Raw genomic sequence first — 23,012 nt, 5'->3', positions numbered from 1 at the left:
CGGCCCCTTTGTCGCGTGTTTTTTCAAGGTGAATCGAATGTTGACCAGATGTTTGCGGTTCCGCGGTTTTGTCCTGGCCCTGTGCGCGCTGTGGCTGCTTGTCGGCTGTGCTGTCCAGCAGGCCACCCTCGCGTACTCCGAAGGACGGTACCTCGACAGCGTGCGCAAGACCGTGAGCTACCTCGACCAACGCGGCACGCTGCCGGATGCCTCGGATAGCGAAAAGCTGTTCGGGATCGTGCGCAACGTGGTGGCCCACTACGAAGCGGAGCTGGCGCAGACGGTATCGACCGATCGGGCCGGCCGGATCGCCGCGCTGGATGCGCTATGGCAGTTGCGCGTGTTGCTCGATGGCAAGTTCTACGACGAACAGGTGGCGTTCTTTACCGGCAAGTACACCGTCGAAGGGCTGGCGCTGCAAGTGGCGGAGCAGTTCTACCTGAGCGCGCAGGAAATCCCCATCCACAGCAAGGAGGATTTCCTTGCCCGGGCGCAGGCCTATGGCAACGCGCTCAAATACCACGCCTACAAGGATGCGGCCGAACAGCGCGATACCAATACGCGACTGTACTGGCAGGGGGTTGCCGAGGAACACTACCTGCGTGGCAAGGACGCCATCGCCGCCAAGAACTACCGCCTGGCGAGCGAGGAGCTGGGAGAGGCCCTCTCTGCCTATGCCGCCTACGGCAGCTACAAGGACAGTCAGGTGCTGTACGACAAGTACGACCGCATCTATCGCAGCGATGAATCGCGTCGGCTGTACCAGCAGGCGAAAGAGGTACTGAAAACCGCGCGGCTCAAGAGCGACTATCGTATGGTGGCGGCCGATTTCCAGCGTGCGTACGACATCCATGCCAAGTACGGTGAACTGAACGATGCGCGGGCGCAGGCCGAAACCTGGCGCGCCCGGGGCGTGGTGACGGTGGCGCTGCGCAGCGACGATGTGGGGCTGGAGTACGACGTGAAGAACTGGCTGGGCCAGTCCTATGTGCGCTGGGTGAACGATGGCGCCGCCGATGTGAAGCTGAACCTGCGCTGGCAGGATCGCTACGATGAACGTCGTAACGACCGTTCCGTGACGGCGATGAGCGAAAACGTGAAATCGCGGGCGCAGCGTACCAAGCCGGATGGAACCGTCGAGTGGTATGACGCGTATACGCTGTATCGCTTCAACAAGGTGCGCGAGATTTCGGAAAACTGGCTGGAGCTGCGGCTGGACATCGATGCCACCGGGCAATATCGCTACCGCAATACGCTGACGGAAACGGAAGGCTCGCGTCGGGTGGAGGAGTACTACACCGGTGAAGTACCGTCCAACTATCGCCGCCGCAGCGAGGGCAACTGGGATCGCCGCGAGGAATTGATCGACCGCGCGCGAGCCCACATCTGGGAGCGGCTACATGGGGACATCGACGAGATCGGCGCGGGGCTGGCACGGCTTTGAGCCGATCCGGCGGGGGCAGGCCGCGTGGCGCGAGGGCTGCACAGGGCAGGTACGATGCCGGTGCCGTGGCGCGGGCGCCGCATGGGCCGTCGCGCTGGTGCGCAACCCCTTGGCGACATTGAAGGAAACGCCCGCCCCCCGGGTCGCTTTTTGGGGCTAGAATAGCGCCCATTTTTTGGACCATTTCCAGGTGCGCGGCATGGCCTGCCACCCCGGGGGAAAACTATGGCGCTGCTCGAGATCCGCGACGTCGTCAAAACCTTTGGCGACTTCACCGCAGTGAACCACGTGAGTCTGGCGGTGGAGGCGGGCGAATTCTTCACTCTGCTCGGGCCGTCGGGCTGCGGTAAGACCACGTTGCTGCGGATGCTGGCCGGCTTCGAGCAGCCCGATTCGGGCGAGATCCTGCTCGACGGCAAGAATATGGCCGGGGTGCCGCCGGAAAAGCGCCCGGTGCATACCGTTTTCCAGAGCTATGCGCTGTTTCCGCACATGACGGTGGCGCAGAACATTGCCTTTCCACTGAAGATGGCCGGTGTCGCCGCCGCCGAGGTGCCCAAGCGCGTCGATGAAGTGCTGGAGGATGTGCGCCTGCAACAGTTCGCGCGTCGCTATCCGCACGAGTTGTCCGGCGGCCAACGTCAGCGCGTGGCCATCGCCCGCGCGCTGGTGAACCGCCCGCGCCTGCTGCTGCTGGACGAACCGCTGTCGGCACTGGACGCCAAGCTGCGCGAGCAGATGCAGATCGAACTGATCAATCTGCAAAAGGAAGTGGGCATCACCTTTGTCTATGTCACCCACGATCAGGGCGAGGCGCTGGCGCTGTCGCACCGCATCGCGGTGATGAGCCAGGGGCAGGTGGAGCAACTGGATGCGCCGGAAACCATCTACAGCTATCCCAAGAGCCGCTTCGTCGCGGACTTCATCGGCCAGTGCAACCTGCTGGACGCCACCATTACCGACGTGCAGCCCGGCCGGATGAAGGTGGAGATCGAGGGGGTCGGTACCGCCGAGGCGCTGCCGGTGCCCGGCGCGCAGGTGGGTGGCAAGGGCACGCTGACGCTGCGCCCGGAGAAGATCAAGCTCGGCGCCAGCCTGCCGCAGGGCGGCGTGGACGAAGTGCACTTCAAGGGCCGGGTGCACGACTGCCTGTACCTGGGCGATGTGACGATCTACATCGTCGAACTGGACAACGGCACGCTGGTCGAGACCATGTTGCCCAACTCCGGTTCGGGCAAGGCCAAGTTCTTCGACGACAACGATCTGGTGGAACTGGCCTGGCGCTTCGACGCCGGCCATTTCGTCCTCGCTTGAGAGGTCTTTGCGCATGAAATCGAAAAGCCTGGCCAAGTGGCTGATCTCCGGGCCGCCGCTGCTTTACCTGGTGCTGTTTTTCGCCATTCCGTCGCTGATCATGGCGTTCGCGGCGTTTCGTTTTCCCGGCGATTATGGTGGCCTGCTGCCGCTGACGGCCGCCAATCCGGATACCGGCGCCACCGAGTTGCTGATCAACTTCGGCAACTGGCGCGATTTCCTCACGCTGGAGAACTTCCAGCGCTTTTTCGAAGAGCCGATCTACTTCGAGCTGTTCGTGAAGTCGTTCTGGTACGCCGGCCTGACCACGGTGATCTGCATCGTGCTGGCGTACCCGCTGGCGTGGCTGATCGCGCGCAGCCCGAAGAAAACGCGCGATCTGCTGGTGTTGCTGGTGATCCTGCCGTTCTGGAGCAACTTCCTGATCCGTGTCTATGCCTGGATGATCATCCTCGGGCCGCAAAGCTATTTCAGCCGTTCACTGAACTACCTGCTGGGGCTGGTCGGCATCGAGCCGGTGTCGTTGTTGTTCTCGCAATTTGCCGTGATCGTCGGGCTGGTCTACGTGCACCTGCCATTCATGGTGCTGCCGCTGTACGCCAACCTGGAAAAGCACGATATGGCGCTGCTGGATGCTGCGCAGGATCTGGGTGCCAATGCGTGGCAGCGTTTCTGGAAGGTGACATGGCCGCTGTCGCTACCGGGCGTCTGGGCCGGCACCGCGCTGGTGTTCATTCCCGCGCTCGGCATGTTTGCCATCCCGGATTTGCTGGGGGGCACCAACAGCATGATGATCGGCAACCTGATCAAGCAGCAGTACCTGGATAGCCGCGACTGGCCGTTCGGCTCGGTGCTGTCGATCATGCTGACGTTGACGGTGTTGCTGCTGGCCGCGCTGGCGGGCTGGGCGGGCAGTCGGGGCAAGGACAAGCGATGAAAAAAGTGTCTTCCTGGGTATGGGGTGCGGCCAGCCTAGTCTATGCCTTCCTTTACCTGCCGCTGGCGATCGTGGTGGTGTTCTCGTTCAACGATTCGGCGCTGAACGCCGAGTGGGTGGGCTTCACCTTCAAGTGGTACCAGATGCTGCTGCACGACGACGTAATGCTCGAAGCCGCGCTGCACACGCTGCTGATCGGGCTGGTCACCTGTGTCGTGTCCACCGTGCTGGGCACGCTGGCCGGCTTCGCCATGTACAAGTGGCGGTTGCGGCTATTGCCGGCGCTGGTGCTCACGCCGATCGCCATTCCCGAAATCCTGATGGGCGTGTCGCTGCTGATCTTCTTCGTGATGCTGAACATGACGCTGGGGCTGGTATCGATCACGCTGTCGCATATCGCGTTCTGCATCGGCTTTGTGGCCATCGTGGTGCGCTCGCGCCTGCAAGGCATGGACGAATCGCTGGTCGAGGCCGCGCGCGATCTGGGGGCGGGGCCGGTCACCGCCTTCCGCGCGATCACGCTGCCGCTGATCATGCCCGGCATCATCGCCGGTGCATTGATGGCGTTCACGCTGTCGATCGACGACTTCGTGATTTCGTTCTTCACTGCCGGCGTCGGCTCCAACACCCTGCCGCTGGAGATCTACTCCCGCGTGAAGGTGCCGATGAAGCTCAATCCCGAGGTCAACGCGATCTCCAGCCTGCTGATGTTGCTGACATTGAGCTTGATCCTGATTGTGAGCAAGGTAGCCCCCTCCGCCCTACGCTCAGAATGAGCGCTCGTCCGGGGCTCCCTGATGTTGTTCCGCGATCAAGTACTGTCTGCGGTCGCGGGCCTGGCCAGGAGGCCCCGGACGAGCGCTCGCTTATTGAGTAGGACGAAAGCAATTCGTTGCGAGTGAATTTCGATCCAACCGGCCGGCGCCTTTCCGCTGGCCGTTGTTTTTGATGGAGCCCCCCGCCATGAAGAAACTGTTGCTGCTGCTCGCGTTGGTCGCGAGCCCCGCCTTTGCCGACGATGTGTTGCATCTGTTCAACTGGAACAACGCTGTCTCGCCGGAAACCATCAAGCGCTTCGAAGCACGCTGCAAGTGCACGGTGAAGGAGAGCTACTTCGGTTCGATGGAGGAGGCGCTGGCCAAGCTGACCGGCGGTGCGCAGGGCTTTGACGTGATCGGGCCGTCCAACTACGGCATCCCGCCGCTGGCCAAGCAGGGGCTGCTGCAACCGCTGGACAAGAAAAAGCTGCCCAACTTCAAGCACCTGGACCCCGCCTTTACCGATACCGCGCTCGATCGCGGCAATACCTATTCGGTGCCGTACGACTTTACCGTCACGCTGGTGGGCTACAACGCCAACCGGCTGAAGGCGCTGGGCATCAACGCCGCCAGTTGGGCGGTGGTGTTCGATCCCAAGGTGCTGGCCAAGATCAAGGGCAAGGTCACGGTGCTGGACGATCCCCGCGAGGTGATCGCGGCGGCGTTACGTTACAACGGGCACTCGGCCAACTCCACCGATCCGGCGCACCTGAGCCAGGCGGTAGCCACCATCCGCGCCGCGCGCCCGTACTGGGCCGCGTTCAACAGCCAGAGCTATATCAAGGAACTCACACTGGGCAATATATGGGTGGCGCTCGGGTATTCCAACGATCTGTACCAGGCCAAGCTGGACGCCGAGGCCGCCAAGCGGCCATTCACCATCGGCTATTCATTGCAGCGCGAGGGTAACGGCATGACGGCCGACAGCTTCGTCATCCACAAGCGCGCCCCGCGTCCCGATCTGGCGCATCGCTTCATCGACTTCATGCTGGAGGGCAAGAATGCGGCCGAGATCACCAATAATATCGGCGCCGGTAACCCCAACGTCGCGGCGCGCCCATTCATCGCCAAATCGCTGCTGGCGATTCCCGTCATCAACCCCGATCATGTCACTGCGTCGCGGCTGGAGCAGTTGTCCGATCTGGACGCGGCCACTCGCCGGGCCTGGAATCGCGCCTGGACCGAGATCAAGATGGGGCGCTAGCCACGAACATGCCCCGCCGCGGTGCGCGTGGCGGGGCATTGCGAAAGGCTATGACGCGGGTGCGACAGCGCATGCAGACCGTGGACTGACACCCGGAAAAACCGTGGCATAATCGCGCGGATTCGCGGCACGAGCCGTGCCTTTCATTCGCTTTCCGGGGATACCACAGAGATGAAGAAGCTGCTTCTGGCGCTGTCGTTGTTCGCCGGCCTGGCCCAGGCCGAGGATGTGCTGCACGTTTACAACTGGAACAACTATATCGCGCCGGAAACGGTGAAGCGCTTCGAGAAGGAGTGCAAGTGCCGCGTGGTGCAGGACTACTACGGCGCGATGGAAGAAATGCTGGCCAAGCTGTCGGCCGGCGCCAAGGGTTACGACATCGTGGTGCCCACCGGTTTTGCGATTCCGCCGCTGGTGAAGCAGGGCATGGTGGCGCCGCTGGATAAATCCAAGCTGCCCAATTTCAAGAACGTCAACACGGCATTCCTGAATACCCAGTTCGACAAGGGCAACCAGTATTCGGTCCCTTATGCCTTCACCACCACCCTGGTGGGATACAACGACAAGAAGATCAAGGAACTGGGCCTGGACCCGACGTCCTGGGCGATCCTGTTCGATCCCAAGGTGCTGGCCAAGGTGAAGGGCAAGGTCACCGTACTGGACGATAGCCGCGAGCTGTTCGCCGCCGCGCTGATGTACAACGGCTTCTCCGCCAATTCGACCAACCCGGCCGAGTGGAAGAAGGCTGCCGAGACCATCAAGCAGGCCAAGCCGTACTGGGCTGCTTTCAATACCCAGAGCTATATCAAGGAACTCACCGTCGGCAACATCTGGGTGGCACATGGCTACTCCAACGACATGTTCCAGGCCAACCAGGACGCCAAGGCAGCCAAGCGCCCGTTCGGCATCGCCTACGGTTTGCAGAAGGAAGGCAATACGCTGTCGCTGGACAACATGATGGTGCTGAAGGGCGCGCCGCGTGCCGATCTGGCCCACCGCTTCATCAACTTCATGCTCGACGGCAAGAATTCGTCCGAGCTGACCAACATGATCGGCTCGGGTAACCCGAACGCGGCTGCCGCGCAGTTCGTGCAACCGGACATCAAGAAGATCAGCGCCGTGTTCCCGGATGCCCAGGCCATGAAGAAGCTGCCGCAGCTCAACGCACTGGAAGGCAAGCAACTGCGTGACCTGAACCGCCTCTGGACCGAGGTGAAGACTGCCAAGTAAGCGCCGCATCGCGCGACGGCCACGCTGGCGGTCGCGCGATTGCCGCACCGCCGGGGTGGCGCCCGGTATCGCAGACAGGCCGGGCCAGCCCGGCCGGTTTCATTGTTTGGGCCATGCGCTCCTTTCCTCCAGTCAGCTATCTTGCCGGCCATACTCCCCAGTCGCGGGTTTCCCGCTACTTCCTGGTCTGCTACCTGCTGATCATCCTGTTGCTCAGTTTTTATCCGTTCTCCGGCTGGCGTTACAACGGCGAACCCATCTTCGCTTTTTACAGCTACCCGCGGCCGTACTACTTCACCTTCTTCGATAACTTCGCCAACGTGATGGCCTACGTGCCGCTCGGCCTGGTGCTGGTGCAATGGATGCGTCGGCGCTGGTTCGCCTGGCCGCTGTCGGTGGCCGGAGGCGTGGGGCTTTCGGCGAGCGTGGAGTTCATCCAGCAGTTCCTGCCTGATCGGGTCGCCTCCAACCTCGACATCCTGGCCAATGGCGCGGGCGCGGTCATCGGCGCCACGCTCGCGTTGTTCATCGGCAGCCGGAGCTGGCAGCGGCGCTGGCTGGTGTTCCGCCACAACTATCTGGTACCCAGCGCCATCTCCGAGTGGGGGTTGGTCTGGGTCGGCTTGTGGTACGTCACGCAGTGCGATCCTTCGGTGCCTTTCCTGGGGGTGGTGGTGGAGGCGGTGGCCTTGCCACAGCCCTTCGTGTCGCCAATGGCCAATGCGCGCCTGTTCCTCGACCTGCTGGAAAGTAGCGGCGTGGCGCTGCACCTGCTTGGGCTGGCGATGTTCGTCGCGATCCTGGTGCGGCACCAGCGGCACGTGGTGCCGGCGATGTTCGGCACGCTGGCGGTGGGGCTGCTGCTGAAGCTGCTCTTCGCCGGCATGATGCTCAAGCGCGCGGAGTTCTTTGCCTGGATCAACGAAAACGTGGTGATCGGCGCCCTGGCAGGGCTGTTGCTGGTGGCGGTGTGCGCGCGACTGAACCGGCGCTTGCGCGCGTTGCTGGGTGCGTTGTCGCTGGGTGCGGCACTGGGCGTGAGCTGGGCATGGCCCCTGGCGCCGCAGTTATCCGCCACACTGAGCCTGTTCCGCTGGCAATACGGCCATTTGCAGCATTTCAGCGGCATGGCGGCACTGGTCGGGGATATCTGGCCGTATGGCGCGATCGCGATGATGCTGGCGACGGTTTTCCGGCTGTGGGAAGAGTAGGCGGCGTTAGGAAGGGCGCCGCCGATGCGCGCTAGCGCGACTCGCCGCCGGGCACGGGTACCTGCAACAGCACTTCCGGATTGACGAAACACTCGCCCGCCAGCAGTTTTTCCATCATGCGCGGATCATGCCACTCCGCCTTCACCTGCTCGGAAAACACGATCTCGGCAAGGCGGATCTCGCCCATGCGGGGGTTGTAGGCATCCTCGCGGAATGCCTGCGCATAGCCGGTATCGGTTTCGTGGGCGATCACCGAGTGCAGGCGCACGTCATCGCTCTCGCCATTGCGCATCTGCGTCTGCTTCAACAGCGCGTCGATCGTGACGAAGAACAGCCGGGCGAACTGCTCGGCCGACGGCGATACCGGCAAGGCGATCCAGCGGGCCGAAAACTGCTGGCACAGCCGGATGTACTCGGGGTCATCCTTATCCCAGAAGCAGACCGCGTGATCGAACGCATCGATCACGTCGCGGATGCTGCCTTTCATCAAGCCGAAGTCGTACACCATCTGCCCGTGATCGAGCGCGTGCGCCTCCAGCAGCACCTCCACCTTATAGCTATGGCCATGGATGGAGCGGCGGCAGCGGTCGCTGGAACAGTTGCGCACGATATGCGCGTTTTCGAACTTGAACAGCTTGCGGATCAGCATGGGAATTTCCGAGTAGAACGCTCGGGTTTTATCAGATCGCACCCCGCCCGGCAAGGTGCGAAACCCGCATTGGCCATGTTGCTGTCCAGGCTGGCAGCGGGCCGATCCGTATCTATTAAATTACTAATAAACAATTATTGCGAAAGATATTTGAAAAAATATAAGACGGAATGTTGGTAGTGGCATGGTCAGGGCTACACGGTGATGCATCCCGGTCATCGCAGACGAATGGTGGTGGTGTCACAGGTAACTACTTCCCGCAGCACCATTTCGGTACATCAGCAGGCGCTGATTCTGGCGGATTTGCTGTATTCATCGGAAATTTCCCTTTTGTTTTCAATCTGGTTGCAAGGTGCTGTTGCGGTGCATGAAGCGGGGGGTGGGGGTTTTTCGTAGTGCATCGATGGTATGGCTACTACATGAGGGATCAGACCACCCATCCCGCCGCCAAGGGGGTGTTGACAAGGTTGAACCTGTCGTCGGTAATCGGAGGCATCGCCGAAATCCGGCTTCCGGATTCAACGCGATTCAGGGCGTTTCAGTCTGTTTCTTACTTGAATATAACGCCCTCGCGCGTAGCCCAGCACTTCCAAGAAGAGCGCGCGAATAAAGTTACTTAACGAGGATGGAGAACCCCCTTATGTCGTCGACTCGAATGTCACTCGCGCTGCTTCCGGCTGCGCTGTTTGCGGCGTATGCCGTGGCAGCCTCGCCGGCTTGGCAGGAAGGCACCACCTATAGTGCCGGCACCACGGTCAGCTATAGCGGCCACGAGTATCAAGCGCTGGTCACCCACACCGCCTATGTTGGCGCGAACTGGAACCCGGCTTCCACTCCCACGCTGTGGAAAGACCTGGGCGCATCCGGTGGTACTCCCACCCCGACGCCCACTCCGGTCGTGACCCCGACTCCGACGCCCGTCGTCACGCCCACTCCGACCCCGACTTCGGTGGTCACCCCGACCCCGACGCCCGTGGTCACCCCGACCCCGGCCGGTACCTGCTATCAGGCCTGGAATGCCAGCGGCGTTTACACCGGTGGTTCCCGTGTGACCCTCAATGGCGTGAACTACGAAGCCAAGTGGTGGACGCAAGGCGACAACCCGGCTCAGTCCGGTGACTGGGGCGTGTGGAAGAACCTGGGCAACTGTGGTGGCACCACCCCGACGCCGACCCCGGTTGTGACGCCGACCCCGACGCCTGTCGTGACCCCGACGCCGACCCCGGTCGTGACGCCGACTCCGACGCCTGTCGTGACCCCGACGCCGACTCCGGTTGTGACGCCGACCCCGACTCCGGTCGTGACCCCGACTCCGACGCCGGTCGTCACCCCGACCCCGACGCCGGTTGTCCCGACGCCGACCCCGATCCCGGGCACCGATTGCCGCCCCGATGGTCTGGAGCCCTCCGGTGTTGCCAACGTGCCGTACTGCCAGGCCTACGACCAGGACGGTCGCGAGAAGCTGGCCAACGGCCTGAAGCGCCGCATCATCGGCTACTTCACCAACTGGCGTACCGGCAGGAATGGCCTGCCGTCCTATCTGGCCAATGACATTCCCTGGAATGACATTTCCCACATCAACTACGCGTTCGCCCACGTCGATGGCAACAACAAGATCTCTGTGAACGAAACCGTTCCGGGGAACGAATCCACCGATATGGAATGGCCGGGCGTAGCCGGCGCTGAAATGGACCCGACGCTGCCGTACAAGGGCCACTTCAACCTGCTGAACAAGTACAAGAAGCTGCACCCCGGCGTGAAGACGCTGGTGTCGGTGGGCGGCTGGGCTGAAACCGGTGGCTACTTCGGTGCCGATGGCAATCGCGTGGCTTCGGGTGGCTTCTACAGCATGACCACCAACGCCAACGGCTCGATCAACACCGCCGGCATCAACGCATTTGCCGATTCCTCGGTGGCGTTCCTGCGCAAGTACGGCTTCGATGGCGTGGATATCGATTACGAATATCCGACCACCATGGCCAACGCCGGCAACCCGAAGGATTGGGCTGTTTCCGGTCCGCGCCTGGCTGGCCTGCAAGCGTCCTACCGCGAACTGATGAAGGTGCTGCGTGCCAAGCTGGATGCCGCCTCCGCACAGGACGGCCGCTACTACATGCTGACCATCGCAGCGCCGTCGTCGGGCTACCTGCTGCGCGGCATGGAAACCTACCAGACCGTGAAGTACCTGGATTACGTCAACATGATGACGTATGACCTGCATGGCGCCTGGAACGAGTTCGTCGGCCCGAACGCCGCCCTGTTCGACGACGGCAAGGATGCCGAGCTGGCCAAGTGGTCGGTGTACTCCACCTCGCAATACGGTGGCATCGGCTACCTGAACACCGACTGGGCCTATCGCTACTTCCGTGGCGCTGTGCCGGCCGGCCGTATCAACGCGGGTCTGCCGTTCTACACCCGTGGCTGGAAGAACGTGACCGGTGGCAACAACGGTCTGTGGGGCACCGCGCCGTCGCAAACCTGCGACGTGGGCCTGACCCCGCCTTGCGGCAACGGTGCTTCCGGCATCGACAACATCTGGCATGACCTGAACGACGCCGGCAGTGAACTGGGCGCAGGTTCCAACCCGATGTGGCACGCCAAGAACCTGGAGAAGGGTATCGCCGGTGACTACCTGCCGCTGTTCGGTCTGGCTGCTGCCGACCTGACCGGTACGTACGCCCGCAACTACGACGCGACCCTGGTGGCGCCGTGGCTGTGGAACGCCAGCAAGAAGGTGTTCATCTCGACGGAAGACGAGACCTCCATCCAGCGCAAGGCCGAGTGGATCAACTCCAACGGCATCGGCGGTGCGATGTTCTGGGAAATGGCTGGTGACTACGACTGGGATGCCAACAAGACCAACCTGAACGGTACCAAGGGCCAATACGTGCCTGGCGCCACGATGACCCGTCTGCTGGCACAGAACTTCCGCGCCACCACCCCGTACGGTAACAAGCGTGCCAAGCGCGTGATGCCGGGCGAAGTGGTTCAGCTCCAGTTCGATGTGACCGACTTCAAGCTGGGCGATCAGAACTATCCGATCAACCCCAAGCTGAAGATCACCAACAAGGGCACCGTTGCGATTCCGGGCGGCACCAAGATCGAGTTCAACTACCCGGTCTCCGCACCGAACAACATGAGCGATCAGTCCGGTACCGGCCTGAAGGTCACTGCTTCCGAGCATACCGGCGCGAACGTTGGCGGCTTCAAGGGTGACTTCCATACGGCTGGCTTCACGCTGCCGAGCTGGCAAGCCATTGCCCCGGGTGCAACCATCGACGTAGCCCTGAACTACTACCTGCCGATTACCGGCCCGTCCAACTACGTTGTGACGGTGGGTGGCAAGGAGTACGCGGTACAGCAGGAATATCCGAACCTGCCGGTTGCCAAGCTCCAGTAATTCCGAGCCGACGTAACTGAACGGGCAAGCCTTCGGGCTTGCCCGTTTTTCATTGGGGCCACGGTAGGGGTTGTGACCTATTCACGCCGTGGCTGTGAGCCGGCTCCGCGTGTGCCGGCGCTCACTGCCCAGTAGCTGTGGAAGCGGGGCATCCTTCCCTCGAGGCAATGCGCCACGACGCGCGGAATGGATGTGGTTCCGTTCACATCCGCCGGATATGAATCGCGCAATGGTCAACGCAGCAAGCGTTCCAGCCATTGAAAGCCATGGGCGATGTGTTCGCCGATCGAAAGGAGACCTGACAATGAAAAGACTTCACGCCCTTGCCGCGCTTGGCCTTGCCACGCTGTTGCTGGCTGGCCCATCTTCCGCGGCGCCACAATGGCGCGAAGGCCGCGAGTACCGGACCGGCGAAGTGGTGGTGTTCCATGGCAAGCCGTACCGGGTGCTGCAAAGCCATACCGCGTGGCGTGGTGCGGGCTGGACACCGCAGGCGGCGCCGTCGCTGTGGGAGCCGGTCGGCCGTGGGCGTGGGGATCGGGGCGACTGGAACGATGACCACCGTCGCGATGGCGATCGCAGGGATGACAGGGATCGCTGGGACGACGATCGCGACAACGACCGCCCCTGGATGCGTGATCCCCGCTGGCGCCCCAGCGCCTGGGAGCGTGGCCAGCATTACCGCAAGGGTGAATGGGTGTGGTACGAAGGGCAGGCCTACCAGGCGCGGCGCGACGTGTCGTCGGGTGTTGCGCTGAACTGGAAGCCCCATGCCGCGCCGGATCTGTGGCTGCGCGTTTCGCTGCCTTGAGCCGCGTGATCGTCGCGGACGGCATGGTGCATCGGTAATGAAAAACGGGCTGCGCAGGCAGCCCGTTCTGCTTCAACTACCGCTTGCTCAGCGCAGTTTCTGCAACTGGCCTTGCAGCTTGCCGAGGCGATCCTCCAGTTCCGCCACCTGGGCACGATCCTTTTCCACCAGGTGGGCGGGGGCCTTGTCGATGTAGCCGGGCTTTTCCAGCTTGGCGCGCATCTTGGACAAACCCTCCTCGGTCCTGGCGATGTCCTTGGACAGGCGAGCAGCTTCCGCCGCCTTGTCCACTTCCACCTTCAGCATCAGGCGGATGCTGCCGGCCATGGCGACCGGGGCATCGTCGTCTTCGGGCAGGCGTTCCACCACATGCACCTCGGACAGCTTGGCCAGCGGCAGCAGGTAGGCGCTGAACTGCGCCAGCGATGCCGGCCCTTCCAGGAACAGCGGCACTTTCTGTGCCGGCGACAGGCCCATCTCGCCGCGCAGGTTGCGCGCGGCGAAGGCCAGTGCCTTCAATGCGTCCACCGTCGCGGTCGCAGCCGGATCGATCTTGCTCTCGTCGGCTTGCGGCCAGCGTGCCACCATCAGCGAATCGACCTCCTTCTTGCCTGCCAGCGGGGCGACCACCTGCCACAGCTCCTCGGTGATGAAGGGCATGATCGGATGGGTCAGGCGCAGGATGGTTTCCAGTACGCGGATCAGGGTGCGGCGGGTGGCGCGTTGCTGCGCCTCGCTGCCGTGTTGCGTGGAAACCTTGGCCAGTTCGATGTACCAGTCGCAGTACTCGTTCCAGACAAATTCGTAGATGGCCTGCGCGGCCAGGTCGAAACGGAAGGTGTCGAGCGCCAGCGTGACGGCTTTTTCGGCCTCCTGAAGGCGACCGATGATCCAGCGGTCAGCAAAGCCGTAATCCAGCTCGGCGCCAGCCTCCAGCCCGCAATCGCGGCCTTCCACGTTCATCAGCACGAAGCGCGTGGCGTTCCACAGCTTGTTGCAGAAGTTGCGATAGCCTTCGCAGCGTTTCTGGTCGAAGTTGATCGAGCGGCCCAGCGATGCCAGCGATGCGAAGGTGAAGCGCACCGCATCGACGCCGTAGGCCGGAATACCTTCGGGGAACTCCTTCTGCGTTTTGGCCGCGACCTGAGGCGCCTTTTCCGGGCGGCGCAGGCCGGTCGTGCGTTTTTCCAGCAAGGGTTCCAGCGCGATGCCGTCGATCAGGTCCACCGGATCGAGCACGTTGCCCTCGGACTTGGACATCTTCTTGCCTTCGCCGTCCCGCACCAGCCCATGCACGTAGACATGCTTGAACGGTACCTTGCCGGTGAAGTGCGTGGTCATCATGATCATCCGGGCGACCCAGAAGAAGATGATGTCGTAGCCGGTAACCAGTACCGAGGATGGCAGGAACGCCTTGAGTTCCGGCGTTTCCTGCGGCCAGCCCAGCGAGGAGAACGGCACCAGTGCCGATGAGAACCAGGTATCGAGCACGTCATCGTCGCGCTTGAGGGCGCGGCCGCCGGCCTTGGCACTGGCCTCGGCTTCGTCGCGGGCGACGTAGACGTTGCCTTCGTCGTCGTACCACGCCGGAATCTGGTGGCCCCACCACAATTGACGGCTGATGCACCAGTCCTGGATGTTCTTCAGCCACGCGTAATAGGTGTTCACCCAGTCTCCGGGCACGAACTGCACTTCGCCGTTTTCCACGACTTCCAGCGCTTTCTGCGTGATGCTCTTGCCGGTTTCGTCGGTCTTGCTCATCGCGACGAACCATTGATCGGTGAGCATCGGCTCGATCACCTGGCCGGTGCGTTCGCAGCGCGGCACCATCAGCTTGTGTTTCTTGATCTCGGCGAGGAAACCGCCAGCCTCCAGGTCAGCGACGATCTGCTTGCGGGCGGCGAAGCGGTCCATGCCGCGATAGGCGGCCGGGGCGTTATCGTTGATCTTGGCATCCAGCGTGAGGATGGCGATCTGCGGCAGGTCATGGCGCTGACCGACCGCGTAGTCGTTGAAATCGTGCGCCGGGGTGACCTTCACCACGCCAGTACCGAACTCGCGATCGACGTAATCGTCGGCGATGATCGGAATCTCCCGGTCGCATAGCGGCAGCTTCACCGATTGGCCGATCAGGTGTGCATAGCGTTCGTCTTCCGGATGGACCATCACGGCCACGTCGCCCAGCATGGTTTCCGGACGGGTGGTGGCCACGGTCAGGTGACCCTCGCCTTGCGCCAGCGGGTAGTGGATATGCCAGAGATGGCCGTCTTCCTCTTCGCTGTTCACTTCCAGATCGGAAACAGCGGTACCCAGCAAGGGGTCCCAGTTGACCAGGCGCTTGCCGCGATAGATCAGGCCTTGTTCATACAGGCGGACAAACACCTCGGTCACGGTGCCCGACATCTTGTCGTCCATCGTGAAGTATTCGCGGCCCCAGTCGACCGACGCGCCCATGCGTCGCATCTGGCTGGTGATGGTATCGCCCGATTGCTGCTTCCATTCCCATACTTTCTCGATGAAGGCGGGCCGCCCCATGTCGTGGCGAGAGATGCCCTGGCCGGCCAACTGGCGTTCCACCACGATCTGGGTGGCGATCCCGGCGTGATCGGTACCGGGCAACCACAGCGTGTTGTCGCCGCGCATGCGGTGATAACGCGTCAGACCGTCCATGATGGTCTGATTGAAGGCATGACCCATGTGCAGCGTGCCGGTCACATTGGGCGGCGGTAGCTGGATGGCGAACGACGGTGCGCTCGCGTCCATGCTGGGGCTGAAGTAATGCGCGGATTCCCAGCGCGGATACCAGGCGGCTTCGATCGCGGCGGGTTCGAAACTCTTGGCGAGTTGTTCCAGGGCAGTGGTCATGGGGGAAGGGTTCGGAAATTCGGTGAAAAACAGCAAATTATACCGGCAAGCCAGCCAATCCGGGGTGCTAGCCTCAGACAGCTTCTATCGCACCAGCCGTGTTGTCGGATGCACTATTTACTTTGCCTGGGCTTTGGAGGTTTTTTTTCCGAAGATGTAAGAGGTGCGCCTCACGGCGCGATCGTTCAGATTTGTTTCACGACATCCACAACCAAGGAGAAAGGCCATGAGCGAAAAACTGAAAGCCGACCAGGACGAACTGCTCGACGATCTGCGTACCGTGATTTCCGATACCGAAACCATGCTCAAGGATGTGACCCAGGCGGGCGGTGCAGAGGCCCAGGCGCTGCGCGACAAGATCGTCGCCAACCTGTCCGCTGCCAAGACCAAGCTGATCGAAGCCGAGAAGCTGGTCGCCGACAAGGCACGCGTCGCGGCCAAGGCCACCGACGAATACGTTCATGAAAACCCCTGGACCTCGGTGGGTGTGGCGGCAGGCGTTGGCTTCCTGCTGGGCCTGCTGGTGTCGCGTCGGTGATCCTCCCGCTGGACACCGGTGTGCGCGAGTCGGTAACGGCTTCGCCCGGCGATTGCCGGAGATCATCGAGAGTGAACGCGGTGTTCAGCAGAACGGGCGGCGCAAGCCGCCTGTTTTATCGTTCCGTGCCGGGGCACGCGGCGTTCCGTCCGGAACGGCGCCCCCGATGCGGGGATCGGAGTCGATTCTCAGAGCCGCGAGCGGGTTTTCATGAGTGAATATAAAGATACCTTTCGGCCTTTCCATCGGCTGGCTGCCAGCCTGATCGGGCTGCTGCATGCCCACCTCGGCATCTTTGCCATCGAGCTGGAAGAAGCGCGGGAACGCGTGCTGCGAACGCTCGTGCTGGGTTTTGTCGGCGCGGGACTGCTGGTGATGTGCCTGGTGGCGCTGGCCAGCGCGCTGGTGCTGGCCCTGCCCGCCGAATGGCGCATTGCCGTGCTGGCCGGTGCAGGCGTGGTGTTCCTGGCATTGGGCGCGGGATTGATCTGGATGGCCTGGGCCGGGTTTGCCCGGGGGCCGACGCCATTTGCCGTCACCATGGAAGAGTTGCGTCGAGATCGGGAGCGCCTGCTGTCATGAGCCAAGCCGCGAGAAGTAACCGTGAGGCGCGCAAGCGTCTGCTGCAACTGGAAGCGGAACTGCACCGTGTCGAGCTGTCCGCCAGCCTGTACGACATTCGGGCGCCATTCCGTCGGGGCGGACGCGACGGTTTTCTGGGGCTGTTCCAGCCTGCCAAGTTGCTCACCCTGGTGGCCGGGCTGGTTGCCGGTAACAAGCTGAACCTGCTTTCCCGGCTGATTCCCATCGGCATTGGCGCGTGGAAGGCGGCAACGTTGATCCGGCAGTTCTTCGCCCGCCGCCGCGCGGCACGCGCCGCAGGCGCGTGAGTCACTTCCACCCACCAAAAAAAAGCCGGCGAATGCCGGCTTTTTCAATGCGATCAATCGAGCAACTGGCGCCGCCGCAACTCGTCACGTACCAACTCCGCGACGCGCGGTGCCAGTCGTGCTTCCAGTTCATGACCGATTTGCGTGGCCAGGGTATGGGCGGCTTCGGCGTACAGGGTGCTCATCAATGTCTTGAAATGCTGGCGCGACAGGCGATCCACTTCCATGGCGATATCCACGGCTAGGTGCGCGGCGACGCCGGCAGTCAGTTCCTCGATGGTCGCCACGTCCAGCTTGGGTGGGGGCGGCGGCTCCGTGGGTTGTGGTGGCTCGATCGCCGGCTGGGCTTGCGGGGGGGCCATGACTGGTGCGGGGGCGGCGATGAAAGCATTGAGATCGAACTCGATGGCGGGTTCGGCGGCCAGTTCCACCCGCAGGTCGGCGGCGGACGCCCAGTGATCCTCGGCCGGCGTTTCGGCCGGCGCCGGTACTGTCCAGGTGGTGGGGGCCGTCGCCTGCGGCACCGGTTCGGCTTCGATGGCCCGGCTATCCGGCACAGGAGCGATGTACGGTGCTTCCCGATCCGCCGGGGGAATGGAGGCGGTCTGGAACTCGCGCTGCGATGGCGCGAGGTTCGCGGGCGCGGGAACCTGTTCCGGCTCGGTGTGCTCCGCTTCGGCCTGAGCAGCAACTTCCGGAAAATCAAACGCGTATTCGTCGCCGTGCTCAATGACTTCGAATCCGGCGACGGAAGGCGAGGCGGTGATTTCCTCATCCACTTCGAACGATTCGATCGGGGCGGCAGCGATCGAGGGTTCTGGTGCGGGCGTGGCGTCGTCCTCCCACACCAGGGTCGGGTAATCGACGGTTTCGGCGGTTTCCGCTGGGGCGACGTCCGCCTCCAGTGCGGCCCCTTGCGGCATCGCGGTTTCCTCAGCCGGCCCGAAGGGGGCCGGGTCGGTCAGCAAGGCATCGAGGTCGAGCAAGGGCAGGTCGAGGAACACGGCCGGCGCGGCGGTGGCTGGGGCGGGCGTGACGACCGGTGGTGGAACAGGTGCGCGAGGCGGAGGCAGGAAGTCGTCCGGGTGGAACATCAGCCCGGAATTATCCGCCGCCGGGGCTGGCTGGGGAGCGGGCGCCGCCGCCGCAACCACTTCGGTCAGGACCGGAATATCGTCATCCAGGATATCGGTCAGCACGGGGATGTGTTCGTCCTGCGGCCCGCTGGCGCTCGATCCGCGATGGCGCGCCATGAGGGCATCCATCTTGTTGAATAGCGGGCTGACGCTGTCGTCCAGGTCCGTCATGCCGAGGCCTGCCGTTGTGCTGCGAGTTCGAGCATGTCCACGGCCTTGGGCGTGATGCCGGCCGCGACATAGCCCCGCCAGCGCAGGCGCGCCTGCTCGCGCGCCTCGTCGCTGCGATCGACGATTTCCACGATACGCTCATAGCGGGCGTGGCCTTCTGGCACACCGTCGGTCCAGTTGAACAGGGTGGGGCGTTGCGGCAGCAGGGCCGCGCGATGATCGACGACGATGGGGGTGACCGCGACGAGGGGGTCATCCGCCGCGCAATGGGGCAAGAAGCCGGTTTGCGGTACCTCCCACAACAGCCGGTCCAGCCCGTGCGCGTCCCGCTCGCTGGCGGCGAGCACATTGACACTCAGGCGCTGGGCCAGCGCCTTGCCGACCAGTTGGCAGAGTGCCTGCTCGCGGTGTTTTACGTTGAAGTAGAAGGTAACGTCCATCCTGTTTATTTCGTTTTCTTGGCGCTGCCCTGTCGGGCGCGCCCGGACAGGAACTCGACCAGCAGCGGCACCGGTCGTCCCGTGGCGCCCTTGGCAGCGCCGGATTTCCAGGCGGTGCCCGCGATATCCAGGTGCGCCCAGCGGTAGTCCTTGGTGAAGCGTGCCAGGAAGCAGGCCGCAGTGACCGACCCGGCTGGCCGGCCGCCGATATTGGCCAGATCGGCGAAGTTGGATTTCAACTGCTCCTGGTAATCGTCCCACAACGGCAGACGCCACGCCTTGTCGCCGGTGTGATCGGCGGCCTGCAACAGCTCGTCGGCGAGGGTTTCGTCGTTCGCATAGAGGCCGGTGGCCACATGGCCCAGCGCGATGATGCAGGCGCCGGTCAGCGTGGCGATATCGATCACCGTTTCCGGCTCGAAACGCGCGGCGTAGGTCAGCGCATCGCACAGGATCAGGCGGCCTTCGGCGTCGGTATTCAGGACTTCGATGCTCAATCCGGCCATGCTCTTGATGATGTCGCCCGGTTTGTTGGCATTACCGGCCGGCATGTTCTCGCAGGTGGCGATCACGCCGACCAGGTTGATCGGCAAGGCCAGTTGCGCGGCGGCCTGCATCGTGCCCAGTACGGTGGCGGCACCGCACATGTCGTATTTCATTTCGTCCATGCCTTCGCCCGGCTTGAGCGAGATGCCGCCCGAGTCGAAGGTGATGCCCTTGCCGACCAGTACCACGGGCTTGGCGCCCTTCTTGCCGTTGCGGTATTCCAGCACGATCAGCTTCGGCGGCTCCACCGAGCCCTTGGCGACCGCGAGGAAGGAACCCATGCCCAGCTTTTCCAGCTCCGGCTGATCGAGTACCTGCACTTTCAGGCCTTGTTGCTTGCCCAGGCGCAGCGCCTCCTCGGCGAGGTAGGTCGGCGTGCAGACATTGGCCGGCAGATTGCCGAGCTGGCGCGTCAGATTCATGCCGTGTCCGACCGCTTCGCCGCGCGCCAGGCCCGCCTCGGCCAGGGCGACGTCGGATTTGCGGGCAACCGCAAAATTCACATGGGTGAGCGCGGGGCGGGGATCGGGGTTGGATTTGAAGTCGTCGAAACGGTATTGCTCGACCACGACGGCCTGCGCCAGCGCGGCGATGACTTCGGATGAATCGATGCCCTTGGGCAGGGCCAGCAACACATCGGCATCGGTGGATTTGCCGGCCAGCAGCGCGCGTGCGCCGGCCGCGGCGGCCGTGCGCAGATCCGCGGCTTGCGGTTGTTCGCCCCATTGCAGCAGGGTCACCCGTACCAGCCTGCCGGCCAGGGGCACGTGCGAGGTCAGCACGCTTCCGGCCTTGGCCGCCAGTTCACCCCCGGCCAGCAGTGCGCTCAGCGCGCCCGCGGTGGCCTGATCCAGCTTTTCCAGCCCACTGGACAGCTTGTCCCCGAACACCGGCACCAGCAGGCTGTTGGCGGTGGCTTTGTCGGGGCTGACTGGATTTATGCTAAATTCCACGGCGAATCTCCTGGGGCTTGTTCCGGGTGTCGCAGCAAAGCCCGGGAGTGCCTGGGCATGCTGCGCGCAAAGGGCTACGCCGATGCGGTTTTGGGTGTGCCTGCTTGTCTGGATGCCGGTTCAGGTCTGGGCGAACTGGATGCCCGGCAAGAAAACGGAAGCAAGGCCGTCGTCGCTTGGCGTGAACGAGCGTTTTTTGCATCCGATCCCACTGCGGGACAACCACCGCTCAGCGCGGTTTGAACAGGTTCTTACAGGGTTCGCCCGATTATTTCCCAGCCCCCTGCATAAGTCAAAAACGCATGCTTTTTCGAAAAAGCCTGATCCATGAGATGTCATGGGTGGCGCTCGCCGTGTTCATCGTGGTGCTGCTGCTGGTCATGACGACCCAGATTGTCCGCTTCCTCGGCCAGGCCGCCGTCGGCTCGCTCGCGTCCGGCGCGGTGTGGGCGATGATGGGGTTTACCTCCATCCGCTACCTGCCGACGCTGCTGTCGCTGATGCTGTTCGCCGCTGTGTTGTCGGTGATGATGCGGATGTGGCGCGACAATGAAATGGTCATCTGGTTTGCCAGCGGTCGTTCGGTGCGCAGCTTCATCGCGCCGGTGCTGGAGTTCGCCGTCCCCATCATGATCCTGATCGCGCTGCTGTCGTTGTTCGTCTCGCCATGGGCGATGAAGAAGGGCGATGAGTTCCGCAAGGAATCGCTGTCGCGCCAGGAGGTGACGCAGGTGGCCCCCGGCGTGTTTCGCGAATCCGCCGGTTCGGATCGGGTCTATTTCGTCGAGAACTTCGGCGAGGGCGCCACTGGCAGCAATGTGTTCGTACAGATTCGTCGCGAGGACAAGACCTCGGTGATTCTGGCGCAGCGAGGCGGGCTGACGCTCGGCGCCGATGGCGAACGCTGGCTGTGGCTGGGCGATGGCCGTGCCTATTCGGGGGCACCTGGCAGTGAGGAATACGAAATCCTCAACTTTCAGAAGGCCACGCTGCTGGTCGAGCAGGATACGCGCAGCGCCACCAGCACCTCCACCCGTTCGATGCAGAGTACCGAGCTGTGGGCCAGCCCCACGCTGGAGCATCAGGCCGAGCTGGCCTGGCGGATGGGCCTGCCGATTTCGGCACTGATCCTGTCGCTGGCCGCGGTGCCGATGGCGTTCTTCAATCCGCGCGGTGGGCGGGCCTTCAATCTGTTGTTCGCCGCCTTCCTGTATTTCTTTTATTACAACTGCATCAACCTGGGCCAGGTCTGGATCGCAACCGGCAAGGTGCCGGTGTGGCTGGGCATGTGGCCGTTGCATGGGGTGGCACTCGGCATCACGGTGTGGATGTATCGCTGGCGTAGCCGGCTGAGGTCCGCCAAATGAGCCTGCTGGCACGCTATCTGTTCAAGGAACTGACACTCTTCGTGGCGTTCACGCTGCTGGGGTTGCTCGGGCTGTATACCTTTTTCGACTTCATCGCCGAACTGTCCAACCTGGGTGAAGGCGGTTATCGGCTGGCCGATGCGGTGATCTTCGTGCTGCTGCGCACGCCGGGCAATGCGTATGACCTGATGCCGATCGCGGTGCTGATCGGCGCCATCTTTGCGCTGGCCAATCTGGCCGGGCATTCCGAGCTGACCGTGATGCGCTCCTCCGGCGTGTCGGTGCTGCGCCTGCTGGTCTGGCTGCTGCTGGCCGGCATCGCCTATGCCATGGCCACGGTGGCGCTGGGCGAGTTCATCGTGCCGCAGGCCGAGCGCATGGCCAATCAGCATCGGCTATCGGCCACCAAGAAGATGCTGGTAGGTGAGTTCCGCTCCGGCGTATGGGTGAAGGATGACCGGCAGATCGTCAATATCGGGGAGATGCTGCCCGACCTGACCGTACTGGGCGTGCGCATCTATGAACTGGGCGAGGGGATGACGCTGAACCGCATCATCGAGGGTCTGGAAGGGCATTACGTGGGCAATGGTCGCTGGGAACTGACCGGCCCGCGCGAAACCCGCTTCGCCAAGGACATGCAGGCCGTGCAGGTGGTCGTACCGGCCAAGCTGGAATGGAAGACCTCGATCACGCCGGAAATGCTGGCGGTGCTGCTGGTGGAGCCGGGCCAGATGTCGGCACAGTCGCTGTACCGCTATATCGACCACCTCAAGCGCAACAAGCAGCAGACCAGCCGTTACGAACTCGCGCTGTGGGGCAAGTTGTTCTATCCGCTCGCCTGTCTGTCGATGATGGTGATCGCCCTGCCGTTCGCTCAATCGCAACGTCGCTCCGCCAATGTGGGTGCTCACCTGTTTGTCGGCATCCTGGCCGGCCTGGCATTCCACTTCCTCAACCGGGTGGTGGTCTACCTGGGGCAGCTCAACAACTGGCCGCCACCGCTGGTCGTGTCTATTCCAACGCTGCTGTTCATGGTGGTTGCGTTGCTGCTGTTGTGGCGGCAAGAGAGACGGTAATCCCGGCAAGCG

20 protein-coding genes and 1 pseudogene are annotated in these 23,012 nt (G+C 63.0%); 16 read left to right on the top strand and 5 right to left on the bottom strand.

The genetic code is table 11. The features are described from left to right. Positions 1-37 precede the first annotated feature (37 nt). The 7 genes from FAZ21_RS01810 (at position 38) to FAZ21_RS01780 (ending at position 8,158) form a co-directional block, all read left to right on the top strand. The gene (locus tag FAZ21_RS01810; RefSeq protein WP_136771558.1) at positions 38-1,444 is read left to right on the top strand and encodes a hypothetical protein; all 1,407 of its coding nucleotides are present in this window, start codon (positions 38-40) and stop codon (positions 1,442-1,444) included. A 225-nt stretch (positions 1,445-1,669) separates the two neighbouring features. Continuing rightward, positions 1,670-2,758 carry an ABC transporter ATP-binding protein gene (locus tag FAZ21_RS01805; RefSeq protein ID WP_136771557.1) on the top strand — a complete coding sequence of 363 codons (1,089 nt, stop codon included), beginning with the start codon at positions 1,670-1,672 and terminating at the stop codon, positions 2,756-2,758. A 13-nt stretch (positions 2,759-2,771) separates the two neighbouring features. After that, positions 2,772-3,695, top strand: coding sequence for an ABC transporter permease (locus tag FAZ21_RS01800; RefSeq protein ID WP_136771556.1), 924 nt, complete (start codon positions 2,772-2,774; stop codon positions 3,693-3,695). Further along, positions 3,692-4,471: an ABC transporter permease gene (locus tag FAZ21_RS01795; RefSeq protein WP_136771555.1), complete on the top strand. Its 780-nt coding sequence runs from the start codon at positions 3,692-3,694 to the stop codon at positions 4,469-4,471. Before FAZ21_RS01800 ends, FAZ21_RS01795 begins: the two co-directional genes overlap by 4 nt. A 187-nt stretch (positions 4,472-4,658) precedes the next feature. After that, entirely contained in the window at positions 4,659-5,717 is a 1,059-nt protein-coding gene (locus tag FAZ21_RS01790) for a polyamine ABC transporter substrate-binding protein (protein ID WP_136771554.1), read from the top strand. Between the two features lie 171 nt (positions 5,718-5,888). After that, positions 5,889-6,947 carry an ABC transporter substrate-binding protein gene (locus FAZ21_RS01785; protein ID WP_136771553.1) on the top strand — a complete coding sequence of 353 codons (1,059 nt, stop codon included), beginning with the start codon at positions 5,889-5,891 and terminating at the stop codon, positions 6,945-6,947. Between the two features lie 113 nt (positions 6,948-7,060). Further along, positions 7,061-8,158: a VanZ family protein gene (locus FAZ21_RS01780; RefSeq protein ID WP_136771552.1), complete on the top strand. Its 1,098-nt coding sequence runs from the start codon at positions 7,061-7,063 to the stop codon at positions 8,156-8,158. Positions 8,159-8,189: 31 nt separating this feature from the next. Here the strand turns inward: FAZ21_RS01780 and FAZ21_RS01775 are convergent, their stop codons facing one another. Further along, complete coding sequence (locus FAZ21_RS01775; protein WP_136771551.1) at positions 8,190-8,807, bottom strand: 6-pyruvoyl trahydropterin synthase family protein; 618 nt, start codon at positions 8,805-8,807, stop codon at positions 8,190-8,192. Positions 8,808-9,462: 655 nt separating this feature from the next. Here FAZ21_RS01775 and FAZ21_RS01760 point away from each other — a divergent pair. The 3 genes and pseudogenes from FAZ21_RS01760 to FAZ21_RS01755 all read left to right on the top strand — a co-directional run. Continuing rightward, positions 9,463-11,631, top strand: a pseudogene (locus FAZ21_RS01760) (glycosyl hydrolase family 18 protein); the annotation flags it as partial. Beyond that, positions 11,620-12,207 (top strand): chitinase C-terminal domain-containing protein, encoded by a 588-nt coding sequence (locus FAZ21_RS21195; RefSeq protein WP_373279515.1) that lies wholly within the window; start codon positions 11,620-11,622, stop codon positions 12,205-12,207. The pseudogene FAZ21_RS01760 and the gene FAZ21_RS21195, both read left to right, overlap by 12 nt. Before the next feature lie 304 nt (positions 12,208-12,511). Continuing rightward, complete coding sequence (locus FAZ21_RS01755; RefSeq protein WP_136771550.1) at positions 12,512-13,018, top strand: carbohydrate-binding protein; 507 nt, start codon at positions 12,512-12,514, stop codon at positions 13,016-13,018. A gap of 87 nt (positions 13,019-13,105) precedes the next feature. Here the strand turns inward: FAZ21_RS01755 and FAZ21_RS01750 are convergent, their stop codons facing one another. Next, the gene (locus tag FAZ21_RS01750; RefSeq protein WP_136771549.1) at positions 13,106-15,883 is read right to left on the bottom strand and encodes a valine--tRNA ligase; all 2,778 of its coding nucleotides are present in this window, start codon (positions 15,881-15,883) and stop codon (positions 13,106-13,108) included. A 226-nt stretch (positions 15,884-16,109) separates the two neighbouring features. Here FAZ21_RS01750 and FAZ21_RS01745 point away from each other — a divergent pair, with 226 nt between their 5' ends. From FAZ21_RS01745 to FAZ21_RS01735, 3 genes are all read left to right on the top strand, one after another. After that, complete coding sequence (locus FAZ21_RS01745) at positions 16,110-16,421, top strand: ElaB/YgaM/YqjD family protein (RefSeq protein ID WP_136771548.1); 312 nt, start codon at positions 16,110-16,112, stop codon at positions 16,419-16,421. Between the two features lie 210 nt (positions 16,422-16,631). Beyond that, positions 16,632-17,003: a phage holin family protein gene (locus FAZ21_RS01740; RefSeq protein WP_136771547.1), complete on the top strand. Its 372-nt coding sequence runs from the start codon at positions 16,632-16,634 to the stop codon at positions 17,001-17,003. After that, complete coding sequence (locus FAZ21_RS01735; RefSeq protein WP_136771546.1) at positions 17,000-17,311, top strand: hypothetical protein; 312 nt, start codon at positions 17,000-17,002, stop codon at positions 17,309-17,311. The genes FAZ21_RS01740 and FAZ21_RS01735 overlap by 4 nt, the downstream gene beginning before the upstream one ends. A gap of 53 nt (positions 17,312-17,364) precedes the next feature. On the opposite strand, the gene FAZ21_RS01730 is transcribed toward FAZ21_RS01735, so the two are convergent. The 3 genes from FAZ21_RS01730 to FAZ21_RS01720 are packed head-to-tail and all read right to left on the bottom strand — an operon-like array spanning position 17,365 to position 20,557. Beyond that, complete coding sequence (locus FAZ21_RS01730) at positions 17,365-18,618, bottom strand: hypothetical protein (RefSeq protein WP_136771545.1); 1,254 nt, start codon at positions 18,616-18,618, stop codon at positions 17,365-17,367. Then, positions 18,615-19,058, bottom strand: a complete 444-nt coding sequence (locus FAZ21_RS01725) for a DNA polymerase III subunit chi (protein ID WP_136771544.1) — start codon at positions 19,056-19,058, stop codon at positions 18,615-18,617. Before FAZ21_RS01725 ends, FAZ21_RS01730 begins: the two co-directional genes overlap by 4 nt. A gap of 5 nt (positions 19,059-19,063) precedes the next feature. Next, positions 19,064-20,557 carry a leucyl aminopeptidase gene (locus FAZ21_RS01720; RefSeq protein ID WP_136771543.1) on the bottom strand — a complete coding sequence of 498 codons (1,494 nt, stop codon included), beginning with the start codon at positions 20,555-20,557 and terminating at the stop codon, positions 19,064-19,066. Positions 20,558-20,614: 57 nt separating this feature from the next. Between FAZ21_RS01720 and FAZ21_RS01715 the strand changes: the two genes are divergently transcribed. The 3 genes from FAZ21_RS01715 to lptG are packed head-to-tail and all read left to right on the top strand — an operon-like array spanning position 20,615 to position 23,000. Further along, positions 20,615-20,800, top strand: a complete 186-nt coding sequence (locus tag FAZ21_RS01715; RefSeq protein ID WP_136771542.1) for a hypothetical protein — start codon at positions 20,615-20,617, stop codon at positions 20,798-20,800. 59 nt (positions 20,801-20,859) lie between these two features. After that, positions 20,860-21,924, top strand: a complete 1,065-nt coding sequence (gene lptF / locus FAZ21_RS01710) for an LPS export ABC transporter permease LptF (RefSeq protein ID WP_136771541.1) — start codon at positions 20,860-20,862, stop codon at positions 21,922-21,924. Then, positions 21,921-23,000 (top strand): LPS export ABC transporter permease LptG, encoded by a 1,080-nt coding sequence (gene lptG / locus FAZ21_RS01705; RefSeq protein ID WP_136771540.1) that lies wholly within the window; start codon positions 21,921-21,923, stop codon positions 22,998-23,000. Before lptF ends, lptG begins: the two co-directional genes overlap by 4 nt. The last annotated feature ends 12 nt before the right edge of the window (positions 23,001-23,012 follow it).

The organism is Chitiniphilus eburneus (genome assembly GCF_005048205.1).
GTDB classification, from domain to species: Bacteria; Pseudomonadota; Gammaproteobacteria; order Burkholderiales; family Chitinibacteraceae; genus Chitiniphilus; species Chitiniphilus eburneus.
Note: the sequence above shows the minus strand (reverse complement) of the source record. Positions and strands in the feature narration are given on the sequence as shown.

What these genes read in the sequence shown, in the direction of transcription:
- FAZ21_RS01745 (WP_136771548.1), top strand. Translation starts at nt 16,110, where the DNA reads ATGAGCGAAAAACTGAAAGCCGACCAGGACGAACTGCTCGACGATCTG.
- FAZ21_RS01750 (WP_136771549.1), bottom strand. Translation starts at nt 15,883, where the DNA reads ATGACCACTGCCCTGGAACAACTCGCCAAGAGTTTCGAACCCGCCGCG.
- FAZ21_RS01810 (WP_136771558.1), top strand. Translation starts at nt 38, where the DNA reads ATGTTGACCAGATGTTTGCGGTTCCGCGGTTTTGTCCTGGCCCTGTGC.
- FAZ21_RS01730 (WP_136771545.1), bottom strand. Translation starts at nt 18,618, where the DNA reads ATGACGGACCTGGACGACAGCGTCAGCCCGCTATTCAACAAGATGGAT.
- FAZ21_RS01795 (WP_136771555.1), top strand. Translation starts at nt 3,692, where the DNA reads ATGAAAAAAGTGTCTTCCTGGGTATGGGGTGCGGCCAGCCTAGTCTAT.
- FAZ21_RS01740 (WP_136771547.1), top strand. Translation starts at nt 16,632, where the DNA reads ATGAGTGAATATAAAGATACCTTTCGGCCTTTCCATCGGCTGGCTGCC.
- lptG (WP_136771540.1), top strand. Translation starts at nt 21,921, where the DNA reads ATGAGCCTGCTGGCACGCTATCTGTTCAAGGAACTGACACTCTTCGTG.
- FAZ21_RS01780 (WP_136771552.1), top strand. Translation starts at nt 7,061, where the DNA reads ATGCGCTCCTTTCCTCCAGTCAGCTATCTTGCCGGCCATACTCCCCAG.
- FAZ21_RS01805 (WP_136771557.1), top strand. Translation starts at nt 1,670, where the DNA reads ATGGCGCTGCTCGAGATCCGCGACGTCGTCAAAACCTTTGGCGACTTC.
- lptF (WP_136771541.1), top strand. Translation starts at nt 20,860, where the DNA reads ATGCTTTTTCGAAAAAGCCTGATCCATGAGATGTCATGGGTGGCGCTC.
- FAZ21_RS01755 (WP_136771550.1), top strand. Translation starts at nt 12,512, where the DNA reads ATGAAAAGACTTCACGCCCTTGCCGCGCTTGGCCTTGCCACGCTGTTG.
- FAZ21_RS01715 (WP_136771542.1), top strand. Translation starts at nt 20,615, where the DNA reads ATGCTGCGCGCAAAGGGCTACGCCGATGCGGTTTTGGGTGTGCCTGCT.
- FAZ21_RS01775 (WP_136771551.1), bottom strand. Translation starts at nt 8,807, where the DNA reads ATGCTGATCCGCAAGCTGTTCAAGTTCGAAAACGCGCATATCGTGCGC.
- FAZ21_RS01785 (WP_136771553.1), top strand. Translation starts at nt 5,889, where the DNA reads ATGAAGAAGCTGCTTCTGGCGCTGTCGTTGTTCGCCGGCCTGGCCCAG.
- FAZ21_RS01800 (WP_136771556.1), top strand. Translation starts at nt 2,772, where the DNA reads ATGAAATCGAAAAGCCTGGCCAAGTGGCTGATCTCCGGGCCGCCGCTG.
- FAZ21_RS01790 (WP_136771554.1), top strand. Translation starts at nt 4,659, where the DNA reads ATGAAGAAACTGTTGCTGCTGCTCGCGTTGGTCGCGAGCCCCGCCTTT.
- FAZ21_RS21195 (WP_373279515.1), top strand. Translation starts at nt 11,620, where the DNA reads ATGTTCTGGGAAATGGCTGGTGACTACGACTGGGATGCCAACAAGACC.
- FAZ21_RS01725 (WP_136771544.1), bottom strand. Translation starts at nt 19,058, where the DNA reads ATGGACGTTACCTTCTACTTCAACGTAAAACACCGCGAGCAGGCACTC.
- FAZ21_RS01735 (WP_136771546.1), top strand. Translation starts at nt 17,000, where the DNA reads ATGAGCCAAGCCGCGAGAAGTAACCGTGAGGCGCGCAAGCGTCTGCTG.